This is a genomic window from Aeromonas sp. R6-2, assembly GCF_040908155.1.
GTDB lineage: Bacteria > Pseudomonadota > Gammaproteobacteria > Enterobacterales > Aeromonadaceae > Aeromonas > Aeromonas schubertii.
The window spans coordinates 118,683-141,185 of record NZ_JBFODE010000032.1 but is presented as its reverse complement, the minus strand read 5'-3'; the positions used below and the strand labels follow the sequence as shown (position 1 = coordinate 141,185).

The following is a 22,503-nucleotide window of genomic DNA, read 5'->3' as shown; positions in this document are numbered from 1 at the left end:
CTGAATGACACCACGATAAGCTGTTGTATTAGGGGAGGTGCCTATGCTGAACAAGGATCTGGAAAGGACGCTGAATGAGGCATTCAAGTATGCCAGGGATGAGCGCCATGAGTTTATGACCGTTGAGCACCTGCTCTTGGCCTTGTTGGACAATCCTTCCGCCAAGGAGGCGTTGCTCTCCTGTGGTGCCGATGTCGATAACATGCGGCAGGAAATTGCCGCCTTCATCAACCAGACGACCCCTCTGCTGCCTCGCGACGATGAGGACAGAGAAACCCAACCCACCCTCGGATTCCAGCGCGTGCTGCAACGGGCAGTCTTCCACGTTCAATCGTCCGGTAATACCGAGGTCAGTGGCGCCAACGTGCTGGTCGCTATTTTCAGCGAGCAGGAGTCCCAGGCCGTCTACTTCCTGAAGAAGTCTGATATCAGCCGTCTCGATCTGGTTAATTTCCTCTCCCATGGGGTACGCAAGGAGAACAAGCCGGAGCAGGGCGGTCAGCAGGCTCAGGAAGGGGAGGATGATCTCTCCTCAGCCCAGATTGAGAGCTTTGCCACCAACCTCAACCAGTTGGTGCTTGAGGGTCGTATTGATCCCTTGATTGGCCGTGATCAGGAGCTCAACCGTACCATCCAGGTACTGTGCCGCCGGCGCAAGAACAATCCCCTGTTGGTCGGAGAGGCCGGTGTCGGCAAGACCGCGATCGCCGAGGGGCTCGCTTATCGCATCGTCAAGGGAGATGTGCCCGAGGTGATCGCCGGTAGCACCATCTATTCCCTGGACATGGGCTCACTGCTGGCGGGGACCAAGTACCGGGGCGATTTTGAGAAGCGCCTCAAGGTGTTGCTCAAGCAGTTGGAGCGTCAGGAGGGGGCCATCCTCTTTATCGACGAGATCCACACCATCATTGGGGCCGGTGCAGCCTCTGGCGGCCAGCTCGATGCGGCCAACCTCATCAAGCCGCTGCTCTCCAATGGGCTGCTCCGTTGCATCGGTTCGACCACCTATCAGGAGTACTCCCAGATCTTCGAGAAGGAGCACGCCCTGGCGCGGCGTTTCCAGAAGATCGACATCGTCGAGCCGAGCGTGGATGATACCACCCGCATCCTGATGGGCCTCAAGAGCCGTTATGAGCAGCACCACAATGTACGCTACACCGTCAAGGCGATGCGTGCCGCTGCCGAGCTGGCGGCCAAATATATCAATGATCGCCATCTGCCGGACAAGGCCATCGATGTGATCGACGAGGCGGGGGCCAGCCAGCGTATGCTGCCGGTGAGCAAGCGCAAGAAGGTGATCAATGTGCCCGAGATAGAGGCGATCGTGGCCAAGATTGCCAGGATCCCCGAGAAGTCGGTTTCGGCATCCGATAAAGAGGTCCTGAAGAACCTCGAGCGCAACCTCAAAATGGTGGTGTTTGGTCAGGACAGGGCTATCGAGGTGTTGACCGATGCCATTCGTCTGGCGCGCTCAGGGCTCGGTAACGAGCATCGCCCGGTGGGCTGCTTCCTGTTTGCCGGTCCCACCGGGGTGGGCAAGACGGAGGTCACCCAGCAGCTTGGCAAGGCGTTGGGGGTCGAGATGCTGCGTTTCGACATGTCCGAGTACATGGAGCGTCATACCGTCTCGCGTCTCATCGGTGCTCCTCCGGGATACGTGGGTTTCGAGCAGGGGGGGCTGCTGACCGATGCCGTGATCAAGCATCCCCACTCTGTGGTGCTGCTCGACGAGATCGAAAAGGCCCACCCGGATGTCTTTAACCTGCTGCTGCAGGTGATGGACAACGGCACCCTGACCGATAACAACGGGCGCAAGGCAGATTTTCGCAATGTCATCCTGGTGATGACGACCAATGCCGGCGTGCAGGAGACCCAGCGCAAGTCCATTGGCTTCCAGCAGCAGGACATGAGCCATGATGCCATGTCGGTGATCAACAAGACGTTTACCCCGGAGTTTCGTAACCGTCTCGACCATATCATCTGGTTCAACCACCTCGATATGGAGGTGATCTATCAGGTGGTGGACAAGTTCATCGTCGAGCTGCAGGTACAACTGGATGCCAAGGGGGTCTCCCTCGAGATCACCGATACGGCTCGCCACTGGTTGGCAGAGAAGGGATACGACAGGGCTATGGGGGCTCGTCCCATGGGGCGTGTCATTCAGGAGCAACTCAAGAAGCCGCTGGCCAACGAGATCCTGTTTGGTGCGCTGGTCGATGGCGGGGCCGTCAGAGTGGATCTGGGCAAGGAGGGGTTAACCTTCGACTTCCAGACCCAGCCTCTGACCGTACAACACTAAACCAACAACAAAAACCCCAACCGACTGGTTGGGGTTTTTGTATGAATTCCTGGCTTAGCGAGAGCGGAAAACGATGCGACCCTTGGAGAGATCGTAGGGGGTCAGGGCAACGGTTACCTTGTCACCGGTGAGGATACGGATGTAGTTCTTGCGCATCTTGCCGGAGATATGGGCGATCACCACGTGACCGTTCTCAAGTTCCACCCGGAACATGGTATTGGGCAGAGTCTCCAGAATGGTGCCCTGCATCTCAATACTGTCTTCTTTAGCCATTGAATCCTCTTGATAAGCCACAACAAAAAACGGCGAGATCATGCCGGATTTAAGGCTATGTGTAAAGTTTACTCGGGGATTGAGGGCACTTTTTTCCACTCTTTGCCGATGAGCAGCTCGTGGGGACGGTACTGGCTCTTGTAGTTCATCTTCTGGCAGTGCTCGACCAGATAGCCCAAATAGACCCAACTCCGGCCCGTCCGAGCGGCCAGCTCCAACTGACTCAGGATGGCAAAGACCCCCAATGAACGGCCCGCTTCTTCGGGATCGAAGAAGGTATACATGGCGCTCAAGGAGTGGGGCATCAGGTCGGTCACCGCGACGGCCAGCAGTTTCGAGCCAGAGCGAAACTCCATGTAGAGAGGGGGCATCCAGTGGCAGTGAAGAAATCCCTGATATTGGCTGCGGCTGGGGGGATACATGGTGCCATCGGCATGACGGCCACGAATATAGCGCTCGTAGAGTTCGTAATACTCGGGTTTGTCCTGATAGCTCAACACCACCTCAAGATCCCGGTTCTGTTGGCGGATACGTTTCTGGCGCTTGCTGGGGACAAACTCCTGGCTATGGATGCGAAGGGATTGGCAGGCCGAACAGGTGGGGCAGTGGGGGCGATAGATATCATTGCCACTGCGGCGAAAGCCAGCGCTGAGCAATCGTTCATAGCCGTTGGGCGTGAGCAGGGAGTGATCCATCAACACCAGCAGTTGCTCTTGCCTGTCACCCAGATAACTGCAGGTGTGTTGCGGGGTCAGTCCAACCCGAAGGATCACTTCTTCAGTCATAGTGTACCTGCCTGGTAGTCCAGCAGCCGGCATGCAGCGGTTCGTGCTGCAGATGAGACAGGGCATCGAGAAAACGTCGCCGTGGCCACTCTTCAATGCCCATGGTGGCCAGAAAAGGGTTCTGCATCTGGGTGTCGATGAGGGCGCCGCCATGGGCGCAAAAGTGGCGACACAGGGCCATCAATGCCAGTCGTGCACCGCCGTCGATACGCGAGAAGATAGACTCGCCGCAGAAGACGCGGCCCAGGCTCAGTCCGTAGAGTCCTGCGACGGGCTCTCCCCCTTGCCAGATCTCGATGCTGTGAGCGTCACCCTGCTCATGGAGTCTCTTGTACGCGCTGATCATCTCGCTGCCAATCCAGGTTGAGTCGGCGGTACGCCGTGGTGCGGCGCACCCTTCGATGATCCTATTAAAGTCGCGATTGATCCAAATATCGAATTGGCCGCGACGCCACAGTCTGCGTGTGCTGCGTCCTTCGTGGATCTGCTCCGGGAGCAGTACTCCACGGGGATCCGGTGACCACCAGAGGATGGGCCTGTGAGGCTCATACCAGGGGAAAATGCCGCGACGATAGGCCGCAAGCAGGCGGGGAGGGGTGAGATCACCGCCGATGGCGAGCAACCCGTTGGGCTCTTCGAGGGCGTGATCTACAGAGGGGAAATGCAGTGAGTGGGCATCCAGCTGGGTGAGATACATCGACATCCAAAGGGACCGATTACGAGCCATAGGGAGATAGTATCCAGCCGGTCCGCCTTTGTCACGGCACCGGCCTGCCCATGCCGGTTATGTGCACTCGGTGACTATCTTGTCGCGCCCCGTCCGCTTGGCGTGGTAGAGCAGTCGATCCGCCTCACTCAGGGCCTCGTCCATGGAGAGCCGCCCCACCTCGGTAACCCCGAAGCTGGCACGCACAAACAGAGGAACCTCACGTGCGAGAGGGAGCTGGCGCAGGTGCAGGCGAAGCCCCTCGAGGCGCTTGGCCAGTACCGGCACACTGCAGTGGGGGACCATAAGGGCAAACTCCTCGCCGCCGAAGCGGGCGATGAGTGCATCGGGGAAAAATTGGGTCAGTTGCTGGGTCAGGTGGCAGAGCAGCTGATCCCCCACCGCATGACCCCAGTGATCGTTGACCTGCTTGAAGTGGTCCACATCCAGTACGCAGAGGGAGAGCTGGGTCTCTTGTTGCTGGAGTGCCTCAAACCATTTCATGCCCTCCCCAAACCAGTAGCGGCGATTATAGAGCCCGGTCAAATAATCCCGGTTGGCCGACTCCTGAATGCTGGTGAATTGCTCCAGGGCCTCCAGGTTGTGGCTGACACGGCATTGCAACTCCTCAGGCTCGAACGGTTGGTTGAGGAAGTCGTTGGCCCCCTGCTTGAGATAGCGGGCAGAGAGACCACGTTTGTCGGAGACCGAGATGCCAATGATGGCCAGACGCTGCTTGCTGTAGCGTTCACGCAGTATTCGCACCAGGCTGATACCGTCGATCTCGGGCATGTAGTAGTCGATCAGTGCCAGCCGAATGGCCGGGTTGGACTCGATGATGCCCAGCGCCTCTCGGGCATGTCCTGCCTCGTGAACCTGCAACAACTGCTTGCGCAGTTGGGCGGCGGTGCGGTGACGGGAAGTGCGTGAGTCGTCCACCACCAGCACCTCGATGCGCTGGTTGAGATAGAGTCGGTGGACCAGCCCCACGGCGTACTGCAGGGAGTGCCGTGAATCCTTCATCACGTAGTCGAGCACGCCGGCTTCGAGCCAGGCGTGGCGTTTCTCTTCGCTGATGTCGGCGGTGAGGATCACCACAGGCAGGCCGCGTTCGAGCAGTACATTGACCGCCTCTCCCCGGGGGGCATCAGGCAGTGTGAGGTCAACCAGCGCCACCACGTACTCTTCGCCGTGGCAGTGGCGGGCCCCCTCCAGGGTGTCATAGGCATCGATCTCCAGGCCCGTCTGCTGGGTGATGGCCTGGATCAACATGCGACGGACAGTCAGGCTGTCCTCGACGATCAGAATCTTCTGCTTCATCCGTGCTCTGAAAGTGAAAAAGGCATGCCGGGGCATGCCTTGAGGTTCAACGTGGCTTACTGGCTGTCGAGATAACGCTCGGCATCCAGAGCCGCCATACAACCGGTACCGGCTGAGGTGATGGCCTGGCGGTAGTTGTGATCCGCCACATCTCCCGCGGCAAACACCCCCTCGATGCTGGTCTGGGTGGCAAAACCGTCGAGGCCACCGCGTACCTTGAGATAACCGTTCTGCATCTCGAGTTGACCGTCAAAGATCTGGGTATTGGGCTGGTGGCCGATGGCGATGAAGACCCCCATCAGTGCCAACTCGCGAGTGGTTTCATCACGCACGTCGCGCAGGCGCACACCGGTAACCCCCATGGCGTCACCCAGGACTTCGTCCAGGGTCTGATGGGTATGCAGCTCGATGTTGCCGCTGGCCACCTTGTCGTGCAGGCGCTTGATCAGGATCTTCTCGGCGCGAAACTCGTCGCGACGGTGAATGAGGTGCACTTTCTTGGCGATGTTGGCCAGATAGAGTGCCTCTTCCACTGCGGTGTTGCCGCCGCCGACTACCGCCACTTCCTGGTTGCGATAGAAGAAGCCGTCACAGGTGGCACAGGCAGAGACGCCACGTCCCTTGAAGGCCTCTTCCGACGGCAACCCCAGATACTTGGCAGAGGCGCCAGTGGCGATGATCAGGGCATCACAACTGTATTCACCGCTGTCACCCTTCAGACGGAAGGGGCGTTCGGTGAGGGTCACCTCGTTGATATGGTCAAACTGGATGCGAGTGTCGAATTTCTCGGCGTGAGCCTTCATGCGATCCATCAGTGCCGGGCCGGTGAGGCCTTCCGGATCTCCGGGCCAGTTCTCCACCTCTGTGGTGGTGGTGAGCTGACCGCCCTGCTGCATGCCGGTGATGAGCAGCGGGTTGAGGTTGGCACGGGCGGCGTAGACGGCGGCTGTGTAGCCGGCCGGGCCTGAGCCCAGGATGATCAGCTTGCTGTGGATGACTTCGCTCATGTTAGGTGTCCTGCTCGGTTATTTGGGCCGGATTTTAGGGAATTGTCGATCCGGGGTCAAAGCACTCTGCTCGATAGCCTTCATCGAGACGATGGATGGTTACCTGGAGACCTGATGCAACCACCAGCGTGCGCCCAGAATGGCGGTGGCCGATCCGAGAATCGCGCTGGCCAGCAGATCCCCTGCCCAGTGCATACCCAGCAGCAGGCGCGAGACGGCAACGGCCAGCGCCCAGAGAGGCAAGAGCCAGGCTCCTCGAGGGGCTCTGGCCAGCCAGATCAGACCGAAAAATTGCGCGAGGGTGATGGTGACTATGGTGTGACCCGAGGGAAAGGCGTAGTTAACCCCCTGCTGCCAGTGCTGACCGAGCCAGGTTGGCAGACCGAGCAAGAGGCTGGTGGCATGGATTTGCTCCATACGCTCGCTGACCGGGGCGGCATAGAAGTGTTCGAGAGAGTCCAGCAGTCCCTGCTCGACCAGCCAGACCAGATAAGGACGGGGCTCCTGGGTCAGATGCTTGATAGCCGCCTTGATGCACCAGTCAGCCCCCATCAGCAGGACGAACACCGCCAGCAGCAATCCCCACTCCCGATGCCCCAGCCGCAGCTTGAACTGGGTCATGGCAAAGAGCAGAGCAAAGGTCGCCAACAGCCCGGGCAGACCGACCGTACCCGATAGCAGATATGCCAGATAGAGCCCGGGTTGGTTCAGGTCGTGGGTGAGGAAGGGGGTCCATCCGGACAGGGCCAGCAGTGCCAGGGGCAGGATCAGGGCGGCACTGAAGCGAAGAACTTGGGCATTGGTCAGCATAGGGGCTCCGGGTGGCAATAAGCGCGCCATTTTGCCTGTCTCAAGTGCAGGGTCAAGCCAACGGACATGAAATCGGGCAGCGCTTTGGGCTAGAATGCGCCCCTTGCCGTTTCTCTACCACAGTGCGGGCCGTCGTGCCGCGGAGGTGCCAGTGCTTAAGATCGTTGCCGATGAGAACATGCCCCATGTGGAGGCACTGTTTGGCGAGCTGGGGGAGGTGACCCTGCTTCCCGGGCGAGAGATGCTGCCGGCGCAACTGTGTGATGCCGATGTGCTGCTGGTGCGTTCGGTGACCCGGGTGAACGAGGCGTTGCTGGCGAAGGCCAGTCGCTTGCAGTTTGTTGGCACGGCGACCATCGGGACCGATCACGTGGATCAGGCGCTGCTGCGCGAGCGGGGTATCGCCTTTAGCAGTGCTCCCGGTTGTAACCGTATCTCTGTGGGTGACTATGTGCTGAGCGCCTTGCTGGTGCTGGCCGAGCGCCATGGGCTCTCTCTGTGCGCAATGAGCCTGGCCGTGGTGGGAGCGGGTAACACGGGGAGCGCCGTCGCCACCCGGGCAGAAGCACTGGGCATGCGAGTGCTGCGTTGTGATCCCCCTCGGGCCCGGATCGAAGGGACAGCGGGTTTCGTCACCCTGGAGGAGGCGCTTGCGGCCGATGTGGTGAGCTTTCATGTGCCGTTTACCCGAGATGGCGAGGAGGCAACCCACCACCTGCTCGATGCATCGCGCATCGCCGCCCTGCGACCGGGCCAGTTTCTCATTAACGCCTCCCGTGGCGAGGTGTGGGATAACCGGGCATTGCTGGCGCGTCAACGGGGTGCTGAGCCCCTGCATCTGGTGATGGATGTGTGGGAGCATGAGCCACACTTGCTGCACGAGCTGGTGCCCCTGGTGGAGATTGCGACCCCCCATATTGCCGGTTATAGCCTGGAGGGGAAGGCGCGTGGCACCTGGATGCTCTATCAGGCCCTGTGCGAGCGTCTCGGTCGTTCGGCCCGTCAGGATCTGAGTGCCTTGCTACCCTCTCCCGAGGTGACCAGGATGCAGCTGGGCCAAGCGCCCGATCAGGCGCTGATCGGCCGACTGGTGCATCTGGTTTATGACGTGCGCCGTGACGATGCCCGTTTTCGCCGGGAGCTGGCGATCCCCGGCAGCTTCGACCGTCAACGCAAGCACTACCCGGAGCGGCGTGAGCTCTCGTCACTGCACCTGTGCGGGACGACAACGCCCTGCCTGGCCAAACTCGGTTTTACCCTTTCCTGACCCTCTCGGGTTACCCATTGTGTCGGGCCCGCCCAGGGGCGGGTCCATCCTCTCAAGGAGTGTTTTACATGACTGCGCAACTTGGCGTCGCTGTATTCGGAGCCGGTACTGCTGCCGGCCAACTGGTGCTGGAACTCATCGAGGAGCGCGGCCTGCCGGTCGACACCATCATCCCGCTCGGTTCGTCCGACGAAGTGGGTGAGACGGTGCGCGCCCTCGGCCGTAACCTCGATATTCGCGATGTGGCCGATTTTGACTGGAGCGAGGCAAGGCTTGCCCTCTTTGTCGGCACGGCAAGCGACAGCCTGCGCTGGGCCGACGTGGCGGCCGCGCAGGGCTGTATGGTGCTCGATGCCAGTGGTGCCTTCGTCACCGATGACGAGGTGCCCCTGGTGTGCATGGAGGCCAATCCCGAAGCACTCGGTGACTATCGCCAGCGCAACCTGATTGCACTCGCCTCCGGGGTGACCAGCCAGCTGCTGGCGGTGCTCAAGCCCCTGCATGCCGAAGTGGGGGTGGCACGGGTCAATCTGAGCGGTTATTTGTCGGTCTCCGGGGCCGGCAAGGCCGGGGTGGATGAGTTGGCCAGCCAGACCGCGGCCCTGCTTAATGCCCGTCCGGTGGAGCCCTCCTGTTTCCCGGTCCAGATTGCCTTCAACCTGCTTGGTCAGTGTGGTGAACTGCTCGACAACGGCTACAGCCGTGAGGAGTGGCAACTGGTGCTGGAGAGCCAGAGAGTGTTGGGGCAGGAGGTGGCCATCAATCCGACCCTGGCCCGGGTACCTGTCTTCTACGGCGATGCCCTGGCGGTACACCTCGAACTGCATCAGCCCCTCGACGCCGAACAGGTCAAGGAGCTGCTGCGCAGCGCCCCCGGGGTTGCGCTCTCGGACGAGGGGGAGGTGCCCTCACCCGTCGTGGATGCCAACGGCCGTGACGAGGTGCTGGTGGCCCGGGTTCGTCAGGATTTTACCCACCCTCAGGGTGTGGATCTTTGGCTGGTCGCCGATAACCTCAGGAGAGGGGCGGCGCTGGGGGTGGTTCAGGCAGCAGAAAGTGTGTTGCGGGACTATCTCTGAGTCGTGAGGCCACCCCGGGTGGCCTTTTTTATTTGCGCGGGATCACTCTGCCAGAGGCAAAGAGGACAAAAATGAGTCGATGGGTGAGCGATAACTGGTTTGACAGCGTCGGCTGAATTATAGTGATTCGATAAAACGGGCTAACTATCTAAACTTTTCAATGTGATAGAGCCGTCACACGAAGGAACGAATATGGGACACTCCCGCATAGCATTGGCTACGCTGCTGGTTTTAGGGTTGCTGACTCCTGTTCATGCAGAGCAGCGTGAACCCTTCTTTGTCGAGTTAAAGGGACCGGATGAACCGGTTCAGCCTTCCCAACCGACCCAGGCAACCCCCGCCGTGCCGCAACGGACCCAGGCTCCGGCCCCGGCTCCTCGTCAACCGGTTGCCGCCTCCACCAGCGTCGGTCGCTATGGCCCCATTCTGCGGACCGATACACTCTGGAGCCTGGCCAATCGTTATCGTCCCAGCACGCGGGTGAGCGTCTACCAGACCATGGTCGCCATCTACGAGAAGAATCCGCGCAGTTTTGCCGATGGCAACATCAACCACATCCTGGTGGGCTCCACCATAGTGTTGCCAAACGAGCAGGAGGCCAGCCGCATCTCCGACGAGCAGGCGCGCGCCCGTTTCCGCAGCGATAATGCCAGCTGGAAGGGGATCAGCTCTCGCTATACCGCAGAGGTGAAGAACCTCACGGTCCATCCCAAACCCGCGGTCAAGTCTGCCGGGGAGAGCAAGCCCAAGGTTGAGAGCCAGCCACAGACCACGACCAAACCGGCCAAGCCCGAGGCGGTGCCACAACCCGAGGTGGTTGCCAAGGTTGAGGAGAAGAGACCGGCCCCCCTGCCCAAACCGGTAGAGCCGGCCCCGGCCACCAAGGTGGAGGAGGCCCCACAGGTCAAGGCCGAGGCCGAAGCCCCCAAACCCCTGCCGCCCGAGACCCAGACCGAGCAGCCCAGCAGCGTCACCGAGATGAAGCTGGCCCTCGATGATGCGACCAGCCAGCTGTCGCAGGTGAGCGAGACCAACCACAGGCTCAAGTTGCGAGTAGAGTCCCTGACTCAGGAGCTCGAGACCCTCAAGGCCCAGTTGCAGGATCAGGAGTCCTTGCAAAAGCAGATCGCCGAGCTCAAGGCGGGTATGCCTGCCCCGGCGGCCCCCGACGACGGGCCTGCCAAGCCTGACGAGAAGAACTGGTTGCTCGATCTGCTCTCGTCACCGCTCAACCTGGCCATGATCATCCTGTTGCCTGTCTTGCTGGTGCTGGCGCTGGTGACACTCTGGCTGCGTGCCCGCGCTCGCCGCGAGCTGGAAGAGCAGGAGAAGAGCCTCTCCGAGTCCACCTCCGCCTTCATGGAGGAGGGGAGCAACGAATTTGATGAGCTGCTCTCTCCCGAGTTGGGGGCGCTGGATCTCGCTACCGAGCCTCAGGCTGCACCTGAGCCTGAGCCCATTCCCGAGCCAGAACCTGAATATCAGCTTGAGGAAACCAAGGAAGAAGAGCTCTTCTTCCACGATGAGCACGACCTCGACGAGCCTGCCCATGGGCCCGTGGATCCCGATCTGGTCCCCGAGCCTGCCGACTCCCCCGAGTCGCTGATGGCCGATGCCGATCTCTTGCCGGGGGACGATGATGCCCACGAGGTCGATCAACAGTCCTACGAAGAGTTTGATCTCAGTGAGCTCGATGCCGAGCTCGACAAGATGCTGGCCGACTCCGATGACAGCAAGGTCAGCCTCTCATCGGTGGATGAGGCTCTGGAGCTGACCCTCGACGAGTCGCTGGTCGGTGACAGTGAGCCTCGGGAGGAAGATCCCAACGAGCTGGCGCTGGCCGATTTTGAAGATGCCTTCAAACAGGCGGAGCAGGCCGAGCCGGCGGCAGTGCCGGATCGCGAGGCTGCCGATGACAATCATTACGTGGAGATCGATACCCTGTTGGCCGAGGCTGATGCCGCCGGCCAGGGCGAGGAGCCCTACCAGAATGCGACTCTGGATGTGGGTCTCGATGGTTTCCCCGAAGTGCTGCCCGAGCGTAGCGACTTCGATATCGACGCCGATGATGGCGGTGTGGGTGCCAAACTGGATCTGGCGCGCGCCTATCTCGAGATCGACGACAAGGACAGTGCTCGCGAGCTGCTCGAAGAGGCGGCGGCCCAGGGTAGCGACAGCCAGCGCAAGGAGGCCGAGAAGCTGCTCAAGCGGCTTGGTTGACAGGAATAAGTCTGCGTCTGGATGCGGGGCGGCCGGGTGGCCGCCCTTCTTTTTGTCGCCCCATTGCGTATAATTCGCCGCGTTTTTATTGCATTCAGGTGTCCCATGCGTATAGCCCTTGGAATCGAATATGACGGCAGCCGCTACTTCGGCTGGCAGCGTCAACGGGAAGTGATCAGCGTTCAGGAGGAGCTTGAGCGTGCCCTCGGCAAGATTGCCAATCACCCGGTCGAGATCCAGTGTGCCGGCCGCACCGATGCCGGGGTGCACGGTACCGGTCAGGTGATCCACTTTGATACCGCAGCGGTGCGCAAGGAGTCGGCCTGGACCCTGGGCCTCAACTCCAACCTGCCGGGGGACATCGCCGTGCGTTGGGCCAAAGAGGTGCCGGAGGATTTCCACGCCCGCTTCAGCGCGACAGCCCGTCGTTATCGCTACGTCATTTATAACCACAACTACCGCCCCGCCATTCTGGGCAGTGGCGTGAGCCACTATCACGAGCCTATCGACGCCGAACTGATGCATGCGGCGGGGCAGTGCCTCATTGGCGAGCAAGACTTCAGCTCCTTTCGCGCCATCCAGTGCCAGTCCAACACCCCTTGGCGTAACGTGACGCACCTGTGTGTCAGCCGCTCCGGCCCCTATATAGTGCTCGATATCAAGGCCAATGCCTTCCTGCACCACATGGTGCGCAACATCACAGGCACCCTCATCGAGGTGGGCAAGGGGGAGCAACCGGTGGCGTGGGTGGCCGAGGTGCTGGCGGCGCGGGATCGCAACGTGGCGGGCCCCACCGCCAAGGCTGGCGGCCTCTATCTGGTGGAGGTGGACTATCCCGAGGCCTTTGCCCTGCCGCGCGTTCCGCTTGGCCCCTTGTGGCTGCCGGACTCGGCCCCGGGTACGACCAGTTTTTTGTAACTGCCCCCAAAAAAGTGTGCTTTAATGGCAGGCCACATGTCCCAGCAACACCGCCAAGTCATTGAACTGGCACGGTGTTGCCGTGTTTTCAAGCATTAAAAAGCATTAAGGAATTCCATGAGCTGGCTTGAGAAGATTCTTCCCAAGAGCAAGAACACCGCACCGCGTCGCCACAACATCCCGGAAGGGGTGTGGTCCAAGTGCAGTGCTTGCGAACAGGTGCTGTACCGGGCTGAGCTGGAGCGCAACCTGGAAGTCTGCCCCAAGTGTGACCACCACATGCGTATCAGTGCCCGTACGCGCCTCGAGCGCTTCCTCGACGAGCAGGGACGGGTCGAGGTGGCTGCCGAGCTGGAGCCGCAGGATATCCTCAAATTCAAGGATGCCAAGCGCTACAAGGAGCGCCTGGCCGTCGCCCAGAAGAGCACCGGCGAGAAGGATGCGTTGGTGGTGATGAAGGGGACCCTCAAGGGCGTGCCCGTGGTGGCCTGCTCCTTCGAGTTCGCCTTCATCGGTGGCTCCATGGGATCCGTGGTCGGTGCCCGCTTCGTGCGCGCCGTCGACGAGTGTCTGAAAGAAGGGCGCGGTCTCATCTGCTTCTCCACCTCCGGTGGTGCCCGTATGCAGGAGGCCCTCTTCTCCCTGATGCAGATGGCCAAGACCAGTGCGGCCCTCGATCGCCTCTCCAAGGCGGGTCTGCCCTTTATCTCCGTGCTGACCGACCCGACCCTGGGCGGCGTTTCCGCCAGCCTGGCGATGCTCGGCGATATTCAGGTGGGTGAGCCCAAGGCGCTTATCGGCTTCGCCGGCCCGCGCGTCATCGAGCAGACCGTGCGCGAGAAGCTGCCGGAAGGATTCCAGCGCTCCGAGTTCCTGCTCGAGAAGGGGGCCATCGACCTCATCATCGATCGCCGCGAGATGCGCGATCGCCTGGCCGGCCTCATGGCCAAACTGATGAACACCACAGTCGACGCCGAGTAAGCATGAACGCTTCGTCTCAGAATCAAAGCCGGTCGCTGGTCGACTGGCTTTCTTATTTGGAAGCCATCCATCCGGCCAACATCGATATGGGGTTGACCCGGGTCGGTGAGGTCGCCCGGCGCCTTGGGGTGACCACGCTGCCCTGCAAGGTGATCACTGTGGGGGGTACCAACGGCAAGGGAACCTCCTGTGCCATGGCCGCCAGCATCTTGATGGCCCAGGGTTATCGGGTGGGGGTCTACTCCTCGCCGCATCTGCTGCGCTTTACCGAACGGGTAAGGATCAACGGCGCCGAATTGGAAGGCGAAGCCCACTGCGAGGCCTTCGCGGCGGTCGAGGCCGCCCGCGGCGATATCTCCCTCACCTTCTTCGAGTTCGCCACCCTGGCCGCCCTCTGGCTTTTTGCCCGCGCCAACCTCGACGTGCTGCTGCTTGAGGTAGGGCTCGGTGGGCGGCTCGACGCCACCAACGTGGTGGCGTCCGACGTGGCGGTAACCACCTCGATTGCCCTCGATCACTGCGACTGGCTCGGGGATACCCGCGAGCAGGTAGCGGTGGAGAAGGCGGGGATCTACCGCGCCGGCAAGCCCGCCATCAGTGGTGAGCCTGAGCCACCGGCCACCATCGCCAGTGAGGCGGCCCGGATCGGCGCTCACCTTCGTCAGGTTGGCCGCGATTTTCGTGGTGAAGTGCGGGAGCTATGTTGGGACTACCATGGCCTGCACACCTATCTGAACTTGCCGCTGCCAAGCCTGCCTCTGATGAATGCCGTCACCGTATTGGCGGCCCTGGAATCCCTCGGTCTGCCCCTGGGCGAGGCCGCGATCCGCGAGGGGCTGGCCTGCGCCACTCTGGCCGGCCGCCTGCAACTGCTGCAGGAGAGGCCGACCGTCTATCTGGACGTGGCCCATAACCCTCATTCGGCGGCCTATCTGGCCACACGTCTGCGTCAGATGCCGTGCGCCGGGGTGCGCCGCGCCGTGGTCGGCATGCTCAAGGACAAGGACATGGCCGGGTCGCTGGCCGAGCTCAAGGGGTTGATCGGGCAGTGGCATCTGGCCAGTCTGGGCGGGCCGCGTGGCGCCAGTGCAGCCCAGCTGCAGGTGGCTCTGGGAGAGGAGGCGAGCTGTCATGACGCCGTGATGGAGGCCTATCGGACAGCCCTTGCCCAATCGGGGCCCCTTGATATGGTTATCGTTTTTGGCTCGTTTTATACTGTCGCGGATGTATTGGCCGGGCACGAGAAAAAGGAGTCATAGTGGCCTCGCAGTTTCAGAATCGTTTAGTGGGCACCATCATACTGGTCGCCCTGGTGGTCATCTTCCTGCCGGACTTGCTCGATGGTAACAAGCAGCAGGAGGTCGAAGACGCCGCCTTTGCCAAGATCCCCCTGCGTCCGGAACTCGAGCCCGCCAAGCCGGCCTTGCAGGTCTCCGGTGCTGCCGATCTGCAGGCGGCTCATGAGCAGGCGAAGGTGGCCGCGGCTCAGCCCGAGGCCAGCGGCGATGCCAATAGCTGGCAGGTTGAGCCCATTGCCGAGCCGGTGACGGTGCAGAGCCAACCCGTGCCGCAGGCGACGGTGCCACCCAAGCCTGAGCCCGAACCCAAGCCAAAGCCAAAGCCCGCCGAGCTGGCCCAGGCCAAACCCAAGCCGGTCGAGGCCAAGCAAAACGTGGTGGAGAGCAAGCCCAAATCGGTCGATCCCCTCGGCGATCTGGTCTCCAGCCTCGACAAACCCAAGCCGGCCTCGCCGAGTCAGGGGGCCTGGATCATCCAGCTGGGGGCCTTCAAGAACGTGGAGAGCGTCAACAGCATAGTCGCCAAGCTGCGGGCTGCCGGTTATCCGGCTCATACCATCCCCCGTACTCCGCGCCAGGGAGAGCTCAATCGAGTGGTGGTGGGGCCCGATGTCTCCCGCGACAAGCTGCAGGGAATGTTGCCACGACTCAATCAGTTGACCGCCCTGAGTGGCTCTGTGGTGGCCTACAACCCCTAGTCACTCTCGCGTTTAAAAACACCGCGCCTTGGCGCGGTGTTTTTTCAGATGCATTTAACCGGCTTGGGAAGGCCGCCGATCTTGGTCGCCTGCTTGGCCGGCCCCTTGGGGAAGAGCTTGTAGAGATAGCGACTGTTGCCCTTCTCGGGGCCGTAGTGCTTCTCCATCGCCTTGACCAGGGCGCGGATCGCCGGCGAGGTGTTGAACTCCAGGTAGAAGGCGCGTACGAAACGCACCACCTCCCAGTGAGGCTCCTCCATCACGATTCCCTCCTGCTCGGCCAAAAGCTGTGCCAGCTCCTCGCTCCAGTCGTGGATGTCGCACAGATACCCCTGGGCATCGGTGGCGATGGCTCGCCCGTTGAAAATCAGTTCTGCCATGGATGACTCCTGTGATGAGGCGGGCATGGTAGCGCCTCACTCCGGCGCGAGCAACCGGGTCTGGCGCGCCAGTGCCTGCAGCTCCTCGGCCTGTTGGCTGATGAGGTTGAGTTGCTGGGTCAACATCTGCTGCTCCTCGCTCTGATCGTGGCTAAGCAGGGGGCAATGTCCCTGGGGGGGCAGGGGGGGCTGACCGGTCACCTGCCTTGCGGCGCTGTGCAGGGTCTGCTCCAGATAGAGCCCGATCTCGGTCAGACCCTCTATGCTCTCGAGCTTGTCCCGGTGTGCTCCTAGGGCCGAGATGTAGGAGAGCAGGGCATGGTTGTGCCAGGTCAGCGAGAAGCAGAGATCGAGAAAGCGGCGCCGCTTCTGGGGCTCAACCAGCATGCTTTGCCAGGCCAGGGCCAGCTCGCTGTCGGCCTGATGGGCTTGCTTGCGGGCGATACGATAGTCGAGGGAGTCCCTGCGTCCCTGATGAAGGGCCGAAAGGACTCGCTCCAGATAGCCGGCATTGGCCGACAAGGAGCGGGCTATCAGGGCCGGCAGGCGCTTGTACTGCCAGTCAGGCCAGAGCCAGGCCACCAGGGCATAGGCAAGCAGGCAGCCGAGGGTGGTGTCGAGCAGGCGAGGGGCGACGATGCCGAGACCCTGCTGATCGAGCAGGTTGAAGGCCATCAGTACATAGAGGGTGATAAAACAGACCGCCGCGCTGTAGTTGCTGCGCACCTGGGTGAAGAAGAGAAACGCCGCCAACCCCATCACCACCAGCTGGGAGTGGAGATCGGGGAAGAGCAGCAGCACGGGAACCCCGAGCAGGATCCCGATGAAGGTGCCGAGCATTCGCTGCACCAGACGGCGTCGTGTGGCGCTATAGCTGGGCTGGCAGACGAACAGCAGGGTCAACAGGATCCAGTACCCCTTGTCGAGGGAGAAGGCTTGCAGCAGGCCGTAACCCAACACCAGGCCCAGAGAGATACGGATGGCATGACGCAGCAGCATGGAGTCAAGAGAGAGGTGCTGGCGCAGGCTCTGCCAGCCGATCCGGGCTGGCCTTGCCAGGGGAGGGAGCGCCCCCTCCGGCTCGGGAAGGGCCGCCGCGCTCTGCAGCAGGGCGTTGATGCTGGCCAGGTTACGTCGCAAAAACTTCATGGGGGTGAAGAGGCTGCTGGGATAGTGCTGCTTGAGATGAGTGAACTCCAGCTGGTCCCCGAGTGCCTCCAGGGTCCAGTGAATGCGCCGTGAGTGTTGATAAGGCTTGTGCACCAGGATGCTGTAACCCAGGCGCTGGCACGCCTCGGCCAGTTGCAGCAGCACCTCCTGGAATCCCTCCAGAACGATGCCCTGCTTGAGATCCTGCTCGAGGCGGCTGTAGGGGTAGTGGCTCGAGGTTGCCCGTTCATGGATCTCCTGGGCCAGCAGATAGAGTTGCAACAGGCGGGCCAGCTCGGGTGCCGGAGGTTGGCCGAGGCGGCTGTTGAGGCTGGCCTTGGCCAGGTTCATCCCCTGTACCACCTCGATATTGAGCAGGGCCAGGTTGTGGCGGATCGCCTGGCTGCCGTGCTCATCGGCCGGAAAGAAGCGGGATTTCTCCAGCAGGTAGCGGCCGAGGGCGAAATAGCCCTGAGCCAGTTGCTCGTGCAGGGTCTTGTAGGGGAGCAGCCAGAGCCAGACGAGCGACACCGCCCCGTACCAAAGGGCGCCGGCCGACAGCAGGAGGGGTTGATAGAAGAGTGAAGGGGCGCTGGCGGCCCCCAGCATGGTGTAGATGGCGATGAGCAGGGAGCCAAAACTGATGGTGGCGTAGCGCTGGCCGAGGGCACCGACCATCACAAACAGGAAGCTCGAGCCGGCCAGTCCCAGGGCGAAGAGCCAGGGCCAGGGGAAGAGAAACTGCACGCAGACACTGGCAAAGAGGAAGCAGCCGAGGGTCATGGCCAGGTTCTTGATGCGCCCCCAGGGGTGGTCATCGGTCTCGGCGATGGCGCCGGCCACGACCCCGAGGGAGAGGAGCACCGCCATACGCAGCTCGCCGGTGACGAGGGCAAAGGCGAGGATCCCCAGGATGGCGATCAGGACTTTGAGTGCAAAATAGACGTGACTGTCGGTAACGAGGCGGCGCAGGGGGCCCAGGATATCCATCGGCATGGGAGAGGTGACACATCCGAAGCGGTAACAAAGCCCTGATATTAGCCCAAAAGAGAGGGGCGACATCCTGATCCAAATCAGGGGGCAAGAAAAACCCCCGCCGAAGCGGGGGTCATTTTACCATCTGGCTTAGTTGCGGCTGCCGCCGAGCAGGCTCAGCAGGCTGACGAAGATGTTGTAGATGGAGATATAGAGGGTGATGGTGGCCGAGATGTAGTTGGTCTCGCCGCCGCGCACGATCTGCTGGGTAGTGAGCAGGATGGCACCGGAGGAGAAGAGCATGAACATGGCCGAGAGGGCCAGATGCAGGGCCGGCATCTGCAGGAAGATGTTGGCAATCATGGCCACCAGCAGTACCCAGAAGCCCACGAACAGCATGCCGCCGATGAAGGAGAGATCACGCTTGGTGGTCAGGGCATAGGCGGAGAGGGCGAAGAAGGTCAGCGCCGTGCCGCCAATGGCCGTCAGCACGATATCGCCACCGCCGTTGTTCATAAACAGGTTGATGATGGGACCCAGGGTGTAGCCCATAAAGCCGGTGAACAGGAAGGTGAACACCAGCCCCATGCTGTTGTTGCGGTTCTTCTCGGTCAGGAACATCAGGCCATAGGCACCGATGAGAAAGACGGCCCAGTGGGGGGCAGGCAGGGCCAGCATGGCGGCAGTCCCGGCCACCAGGGCGGAGAAGCCCAGGGTCATGGAGAGCAGCATATAGGTGTTGCGCAGCACCTTGTTGGTGTCGCGGGCGGTGCTCTGGACACCGGTAAAGACAGAACGGGTTTCCATCTTGTCGATCCTCTTGTGATGAATGGGCCGGCTGCGGCCTGTTGACCCCACCGAGATGGGGACGGCAGTGCCGTGTCACAACCTTTGGCGTCGATTATTACTCACCAGTATGTACTTGTCATGAACAACCGGACCGGGAATGGCGGTCGAGGGCTCGCCGTCGCAGGACCGAGCAGGTCCAGAGGCGCTCGATGACGATGGCGCCAAGCAGGGCACAAAGCGAGCCAAGCAGCAGGGTCCCGAGCAGCAGGGCAGGTCCCAGGGTAGCAAACGAGTGGCTCAGCCATTGCCAGCTTGCCTCGAAGGTGAAGGGTTGGGGATCCGTACCGAGCAATCTGGCGCCGAGTTTGTAGGCCCCGTAAAACATGGGCATCAGGGTGACGGGATTGTTGAGCCATACCAGAGCCACCGAGAGGGGGAGATTGGCGCCCAGCAAGAGGGCACCGGCTACTGCCACCACCATCTGAAACGGGATGGGTAGCCAGGCACAGAAGAGACCGACGGCGAAGGCGCGCGCCGCCGTGCGCCGGTTGAGGTGCCACAGGGTGGGGCGGTCGAGCCAGCGGCCAAAGAGGCGCAGTCTGGGGTGATGGCGCAACTGCGCCGGGTTGGGCATCCAACGATTGAGCAGGCGCTTGAGCTGCATGGCGTGTGCTCCTTGGGTCACAAAGGGCGGTGAGTGTAAACCTCTCAACCCCCGTTGGCACGGATTAACTCAGTGCCACCGTCGCCACAGGGCAAGCGTGCCGCCCAGTAGCAGGTAACCCAGTGCCGCGCTCAGCAGACCCAGCAGCAGGGAGCCGAGCAGGAAGGGAGGGAGCACGGTCAGTGCCTCGTGCTCGAACCACCCCAGGCGCCACACCAGATGGAACTGCTCGGCCGGAAGCCCGAGCAGGCGACAGCCGATCTCGTAGGCGGCCAGATACATGAGGGGCAGGGTCAGGGGATTGTTAAACCAGACCGCCAGCAGGGCCAGGGGAAGGTTGAGCCCGAGCCAGAGAGCCAGCACCACGGCGATCAGGGAGTGCATGGGCACCGGGATCCAGCTGGCAAAGAGGCCGGCGGCCAGGGCGCCGCCCAAGGCAAAGGGGGTCGTGCGCCAGAGGCGGGGGGCGAGCAGGCGCTCCCCGAAGAGGGCAAACCAGCGTTGCTGGCGCAGGGCCTCGGGGGTCAGCCCCAGGCGGGATAAAAACCGGCTGTTCAAGGTTGCCATGCTCTTGCTGTGAGGAGGCGTCAGTCTATCTGCATCCGAAGAGGTGGCCAAGGTGGCGAAGCTTGCGAGCCATACGAATACTCAATCCATGGACCGTCATCTCATCGGCTTCTGCCTGGGCGGGGCATCGGCCCTGCTCTGGCCCTTCATCCCCGCCTGGCCATGGGCATTGCTTCCCCTGGCAACCCTCATCTTGGCCCTCAGAAAGGGGCCCAGCCCCCTGTTGCTGGGGCTCTGCATCGGGCTCCTCTGGCTGCAGCTGAGCCTGCATCTCAGGCTCGCCTGGCTTGAGCAGTTGCCAGCCCAGCAGCGACTCTCCCTGGTCGGGAAACTGGAGCGTTGGGAGCGTGTCGACGAGCGTTTCAGTCGCTGGTGGGTGCGCGTCAACCGAATGGAGGGGAGCCCCCTCTGGCCCGAGCCGCTGGTCCAGCTCAACCTCTATCGCCCCCTGACTCCGCCGGCGGTCGGCGCGCGCCTCGCCCTGACTGCCCGGCTCAAGCCGGCCCATGGCCTGGCTAACGGTGCCGGTTGGGATGGGCGGCGTACCCTGCTCGGGAAGGGGATCACCGCCACCGGCACCCTCGATAGCGTAGCGGTGCAAGAGGCCCGGCCCCCGGCTCTTCGCGAACGCTGGCTGAGCCAAGCCGATGCCCTCTGGTCGCCGCTCTCCCAGGCTGCCCTGCTGCGGGCCCTCACCTTTGGCGAGCAGGGGGGGATCAGCCGCCACCAGTGGGATCTCTTTCGCGGCGGAGGGTTGACCCATGTCATCGCCATCTCGGGTCAACACATCGCCATCGTTGCGCTACTCGGTTGGTGGCTCGGCCGCCTCTGGGGGGAGCGTCCGGCCATCATCCTCTCTTCGCTACTCGCCCTTATCTACACCTATCTGGCCGGTTTCGGGGTCTCGGCCGAGCGGGCGCTGCTTATGGTACTGGTATGGGGCGCGCTGCGTTGGTGGCGCCGCGCCTGGCCACCCTGGCGAGTGTGGCTCTGGGCCTTTTCCCTCCTGCTGTTGTGGGATCCCCTCTCGCTTTGCTCGGCCGGCTTTTGGCTCTCGTTTGTGGCGGTGGCCCTCCTGATGGTGGCGGGGCTCCTCTGGCGACGCCCCTCCCTGTGGCGGTTGCAGCTCTGGATGCTGCTCGGGCTGTTTCCCCTGCAAGTCATCCTGTTTGGCGGCGTGGCGCCCCTGGCCTTTGCCACCAACCTGCTACTTCTGCCCCTCTTTGGCCTGCTCATCATCCCGGCGGCCCTGTTGGGGGTGTTGTTGTCGCCTCTGGCTGCAGTGCTCGCCTATCCACTGCTGTGGCTCTCCAATGAGGCGCTGGTGGGCGTGATCTGGCTGCTCGAGTGGTTGGCTGGGCAGGTCGTGCTCTGGTGGCCCTTGGGGCGTGAGTGGGGGCTTATCGTGGCGCTGGCGCTGCTCTCTATGGTGGCCTGGCGCCTCTCGGGGGGACGCTGGTTGCTGCTGCCGGCACTGCTGCTGAGCCTGATGGCGGGTTGGTCCCACGACAGGGGCGGGGTCAGCGTGCTCGATGTGGGTCAGGGGCTCAGCGTGGTCGTGAGCCAGGGGGGCCGCGCGCTGGTCTATGACACCGGAGATCGCTATCCGGGCGGGTACAACATGGCCGAGGCGGTCTTGCTGCCCCATCTTCATGAGCGGGGGATCCGCCGGGTCGATACACTGGTTATCAGCCACAAGGACAGGGACCACTCGGGTGGGCGGCGAGCGTTGCTGCGCCAGATAAGGGTGGGGCGAGAGGTGTCCTCCTACCCTTTCGCAGGCAGCACCGAGCCCTGTCAGGCCGGGCAGCAGTGGCATTGGCAGGGGATCCGGGTGCGGGTGCTCTGGCCCGAGGAGGGACACAGGGCGGATAACAGCCGCAACAACGGCAGCTGTGTGCTGCGCCTTGAGGGGGAGGGGTGGAGCCTGTTGCTGCCCGGCGATATCGAAAAGGAGGCCGAGGCTGCCCTGGTGGCGCGCTGGGGCTCTGCGCTTGGAAGCGATCTGCTGGTGGTGCCCCACCACGGCAGCCGCACCTCATCCACCCCGGCTTTCGTGGCGGCGGTCTCGCCCCGCTTCGTCGTCTACAGCGCCGGTCTTTACAACCGCTGGCGCTTTCCACGCCCCGAGGTGGTGGCCCGCTATCGGGCGATCGGCGCCCGCCAGTGGGTCACCGGTGAACACGGCGAGGTGGTGATGGTGGCGGGGTCAGATGGCCTCACGGTGAAGGCCGAGCGTGAAGGGGGCCCCTGGTACCGGCGTCACGGCGCTTGGTGGATGCCGGCGCTTTGGCTAGAATGACCCGTCTTTTCAATTA

General features: G+C 62.2%; 20 protein-coding genes. 9 read left to right on the top strand and 11 right to left on the bottom strand.

Features of this window, described 5'->3' with window-relative positions:
- Positions 1-43: 43 nt before the first annotated feature.
- Positions 44-2,299 (top strand): ATP-dependent Clp protease ATP-binding subunit ClpA, encoded by a 2,256-nt coding sequence (gene clpA, locus AB5Y48_RS07515; RefSeq protein ID WP_368164101.1) that lies wholly within the window; start codon positions 44-46, stop codon positions 2,297-2,299.
- Positions 2,300-2,353: 54 nt separating this feature from the next.
- Here the strand turns inward: clpA and infA are convergent, their stop codons facing one another.
- The 6 genes from infA to AB5Y48_RS07485 form a co-directional block, all read right to left on the bottom strand.
- On the bottom strand, positions 2,354-2,572 hold the full coding sequence (gene infA, locus AB5Y48_RS07510; protein WP_005300033.1) for a translation initiation factor IF-1: 219 nt from the start codon (positions 2,570-2,572) through the stop codon (positions 2,354-2,356).
- A 68-nt stretch (positions 2,573-2,640) separates the two neighbouring features.
- A complete protein-coding gene (locus tag AB5Y48_RS07505; protein WP_050665532.1) occupies positions 2,641-3,357 on the bottom strand; it encodes an arginyltransferase in 717 nt (238 codons plus the stop codon).
- Positions 3,350-4,060: a leucyl/phenylalanyl-tRNA--protein transferase gene (gene aat, locus AB5Y48_RS07500; protein ID WP_368164100.1), complete on the bottom strand. Its 711-nt coding sequence runs from the start codon at positions 4,058-4,060 to the stop codon at positions 3,350-3,352. Before aat ends, AB5Y48_RS07505 begins: the two co-directional genes overlap by 8 nt.
- Positions 4,061-4,141: 81 nt before the next feature.
- On the bottom strand, positions 4,142-5,383 hold the full coding sequence (locus AB5Y48_RS07495; RefSeq protein WP_050665534.1) for a diguanylate cyclase: 1,242 nt from the start codon (positions 5,381-5,383) through the stop codon (positions 4,142-4,144).
- Between the two features lie 56 nt (positions 5,384-5,439).
- Positions 5,440-6,390: a thioredoxin-disulfide reductase gene (trxB, locus tag AB5Y48_RS07490; protein WP_050665535.1), complete on the bottom strand. Its 951-nt coding sequence runs from the start codon at positions 6,388-6,390 to the stop codon at positions 5,440-5,442.
- 99 nt (positions 6,391-6,489) lie between these two features.
- Entirely contained in the window at positions 6,490-7,200 is a 711-nt protein-coding gene (locus AB5Y48_RS07485) for a phosphatase PAP2 family protein (RefSeq protein ID WP_050665536.1), read from the bottom strand.
- A 94-nt stretch (positions 7,201-7,294) separates the two neighbouring features.
- On the opposite strand from AB5Y48_RS07485, the gene AB5Y48_RS07480 reads away from it, so the two are divergent.
- From AB5Y48_RS07480 to dedD, 7 genes are all read left to right on the top strand, one after another.
- The gene (locus tag AB5Y48_RS07480) at positions 7,295-8,467 is read left to right on the top strand and encodes a 4-phosphoerythronate dehydrogenase (protein WP_050665537.1); all 1,173 of its coding nucleotides are present in this window, start codon (positions 7,295-7,297) and stop codon (positions 8,465-8,467) included.
- Positions 8,468-8,535: 68 nt separating this feature from the next.
- On the top strand, positions 8,536-9,546 hold the full coding sequence (locus tag AB5Y48_RS07475; RefSeq protein ID WP_368164099.1) for an aspartate-semialdehyde dehydrogenase: 1,011 nt from the start codon (positions 8,536-8,538) through the stop codon (positions 9,544-9,546).
- A gap of 192 nt (positions 9,547-9,738) precedes the next feature.
- On the top strand, positions 9,739-11,766 hold the full coding sequence (locus AB5Y48_RS07470) for a FimV/HubP family polar landmark protein (RefSeq protein WP_368164098.1): 2,028 nt from the start codon (positions 9,739-9,741) through the stop codon (positions 11,764-11,766).
- A gap of 105 nt (positions 11,767-11,871) precedes the next feature.
- A complete protein-coding gene (gene truA / locus AB5Y48_RS07465) occupies positions 11,872-12,684 on the top strand; it encodes a tRNA pseudouridine(38-40) synthase TruA (protein WP_368164097.1) in 813 nt (270 codons plus the stop codon).
- Positions 12,685-12,801: 117 nt separating this feature from the next.
- Positions 12,802-13,665, top strand: coding sequence for an acetyl-CoA carboxylase, carboxyltransferase subunit beta (accD, locus tag AB5Y48_RS07460; protein ID WP_050665541.1), 864 nt, complete (start codon positions 12,802-12,804; stop codon positions 13,663-13,665).
- A 2-nt stretch (positions 13,666-13,667) separates the two neighbouring features.
- The gene (gene folC, locus AB5Y48_RS07455; RefSeq protein WP_136613681.1) at positions 13,668-14,924 is read left to right on the top strand and encodes a bifunctional tetrahydrofolate synthase/dihydrofolate synthase; all 1,257 of its coding nucleotides are present in this window, start codon (positions 13,668-13,670) and stop codon (positions 14,922-14,924) included.
- A complete protein-coding gene (gene dedD, locus AB5Y48_RS07450) occupies positions 14,924-15,661 on the top strand; it encodes a cell division protein DedD (protein ID WP_136613680.1) in 738 nt (245 codons plus the stop codon). Before folC ends, dedD begins: the two co-directional genes overlap by 1 nt.
- A 44-nt stretch (positions 15,662-15,705) precedes the next feature.
- Here dedD and AB5Y48_RS07445 read toward each other — a convergent pair whose 3' ends face one another.
- The 5 genes from AB5Y48_RS07445 to AB5Y48_RS07425 form a co-directional block, all read right to left on the bottom strand.
- The gene (locus tag AB5Y48_RS07445) at positions 15,706-16,041 is read right to left on the bottom strand and encodes a TusE/DsrC/DsvC family sulfur relay protein (protein WP_368164096.1); all 336 of its coding nucleotides are present in this window, start codon (positions 16,039-16,041) and stop codon (positions 15,706-15,708) included.
- A 36-nt stretch (positions 16,042-16,077) separates the two neighbouring features.
- Entirely contained in the window at positions 16,078-18,186 is a 2,109-nt protein-coding gene (yccS, locus tag AB5Y48_RS07440) for a YccS family putative transporter (RefSeq protein WP_050665545.1), read from the bottom strand.
- Positions 18,187-18,315: 129 nt separating this feature from the next.
- Positions 18,316-18,972 (bottom strand): Bax inhibitor-1/YccA family protein, encoded by a 657-nt coding sequence (locus AB5Y48_RS07435; RefSeq protein ID WP_050665546.1) that lies wholly within the window; start codon positions 18,970-18,972, stop codon positions 18,316-18,318.
- Between the two features lie 118 nt (positions 18,973-19,090).
- On the bottom strand, positions 19,091-19,618 hold the full coding sequence (locus AB5Y48_RS07430) for a DUF2062 domain-containing protein (protein ID WP_050665547.1): 528 nt from the start codon (positions 19,616-19,618) through the stop codon (positions 19,091-19,093).
- A 69-nt stretch (positions 19,619-19,687) separates the two neighbouring features.
- Positions 19,688-20,176 carry a DUF2062 domain-containing protein gene (locus AB5Y48_RS07425; protein ID WP_050665623.1) on the bottom strand — a complete coding sequence of 163 codons (489 nt, stop codon included), beginning with the start codon at positions 20,174-20,176 and terminating at the stop codon, positions 19,688-19,690.
- Positions 20,177-20,273: 97 nt separating this feature from the next.
- Here AB5Y48_RS07425 and AB5Y48_RS07420 point away from each other — a divergent pair, with 97 nt between their 5' ends.
- A complete protein-coding gene (locus tag AB5Y48_RS07420; RefSeq protein WP_368164095.1) occupies positions 20,274-22,487 on the top strand; it encodes a DNA internalization-related competence protein ComEC/Rec2 in 2,214 nt (737 codons plus the stop codon).
- Positions 22,488-22,503: the final 16 nt, after the last annotated feature.

Bases quoted from the DNA above. Each gene is read 5' to 3' on its own strand.
- clpA (WP_368164101.1), top strand. From the start codon at position 44: ATGCTGAACAAGGATCTGGAAAGGACGCTGAATGAGGCATTCAAGTAT.
- infA (WP_005300033.1), bottom strand. From the start codon at position 2,572: ATGGCTAAAGAAGACAGTATTGAGATGCAGGGCACCATTCTGGAGACT.
- AB5Y48_RS07505 (WP_050665532.1), bottom strand. From the start codon at position 3,357: ATGACTGAAGAAGTGATCCTTCGGGTTGGACTGACCCCGCAACACACC.
- aat (WP_368164100.1), bottom strand. From the start codon at position 4,060: ATGTCGATGTATCTCACCCAGCTGGATGCCCACTCACTGCATTTCCCC.
- AB5Y48_RS07495 (WP_050665534.1), bottom strand. From the start codon at position 5,383: ATGAAGCAGAAGATTCTGATCGTCGAGGACAGCCTGACTGTCCGTCGC.
- trxB (WP_050665535.1), bottom strand. From the start codon at position 6,390: ATGAGCGAAGTCATCCACAGCAAGCTGATCATCCTGGGCTCAGGCCCG.
- AB5Y48_RS07485 (WP_050665536.1), bottom strand. From the start codon at position 7,200: ATGCTGACCAATGCCCAAGTTCTTCGCTTCAGTGCCGCCCTGATCCTG.
- AB5Y48_RS07480 (WP_050665537.1), top strand. From the start codon at position 7,295: ATGCGCCCCTTGCCGTTTCTCTACCACAGTGCGGGCCGTCGTGCCGCG.
- AB5Y48_RS07475 (WP_368164099.1), top strand. From the start codon at position 8,536: ATGACTGCGCAACTTGGCGTCGCTGTATTCGGAGCCGGTACTGCTGCC.
- AB5Y48_RS07470 (WP_368164098.1), top strand. From the start codon at position 9,739: ATGGGACACTCCCGCATAGCATTGGCTACGCTGCTGGTTTTAGGGTTG.
- truA (WP_368164097.1), top strand. From the start codon at position 11,872: ATGCGTATAGCCCTTGGAATCGAATATGACGGCAGCCGCTACTTCGGC.
- accD (WP_050665541.1), top strand. From the start codon at position 12,802: ATGAGCTGGCTTGAGAAGATTCTTCCCAAGAGCAAGAACACCGCACCG.
- folC (WP_136613681.1), top strand. From the start codon at position 13,668: ATGAACGCTTCGTCTCAGAATCAAAGCCGGTCGCTGGTCGACTGGCTT.
- AB5Y48_RS07445 (WP_368164096.1), bottom strand. From the start codon at position 16,041: ATGGCAGAACTGATTTTCAACGGGCGAGCCATCGCCACCGATGCCCAG.
- yccS (WP_050665545.1), bottom strand. From the start codon at position 18,186: ATGCCGATGGATATCCTGGGCCCCCTGCGCCGCCTCGTTACCGACAGT.
- AB5Y48_RS07435 (WP_050665546.1), bottom strand. From the start codon at position 18,972: ATGGAAACCCGTTCTGTCTTTACCGGTGTCCAGAGCACCGCCCGCGAC.
- AB5Y48_RS07430 (WP_050665547.1), bottom strand. From the start codon at position 19,618: ATGCAGCTCAAGCGCCTGCTCAATCGTTGGATGCCCAACCCGGCGCAG.
- AB5Y48_RS07420 (WP_368164095.1), top strand. From the start codon at position 20,274: ATGGACCGTCATCTCATCGGCTTCTGCCTGGGCGGGGCATCGGCCCTG.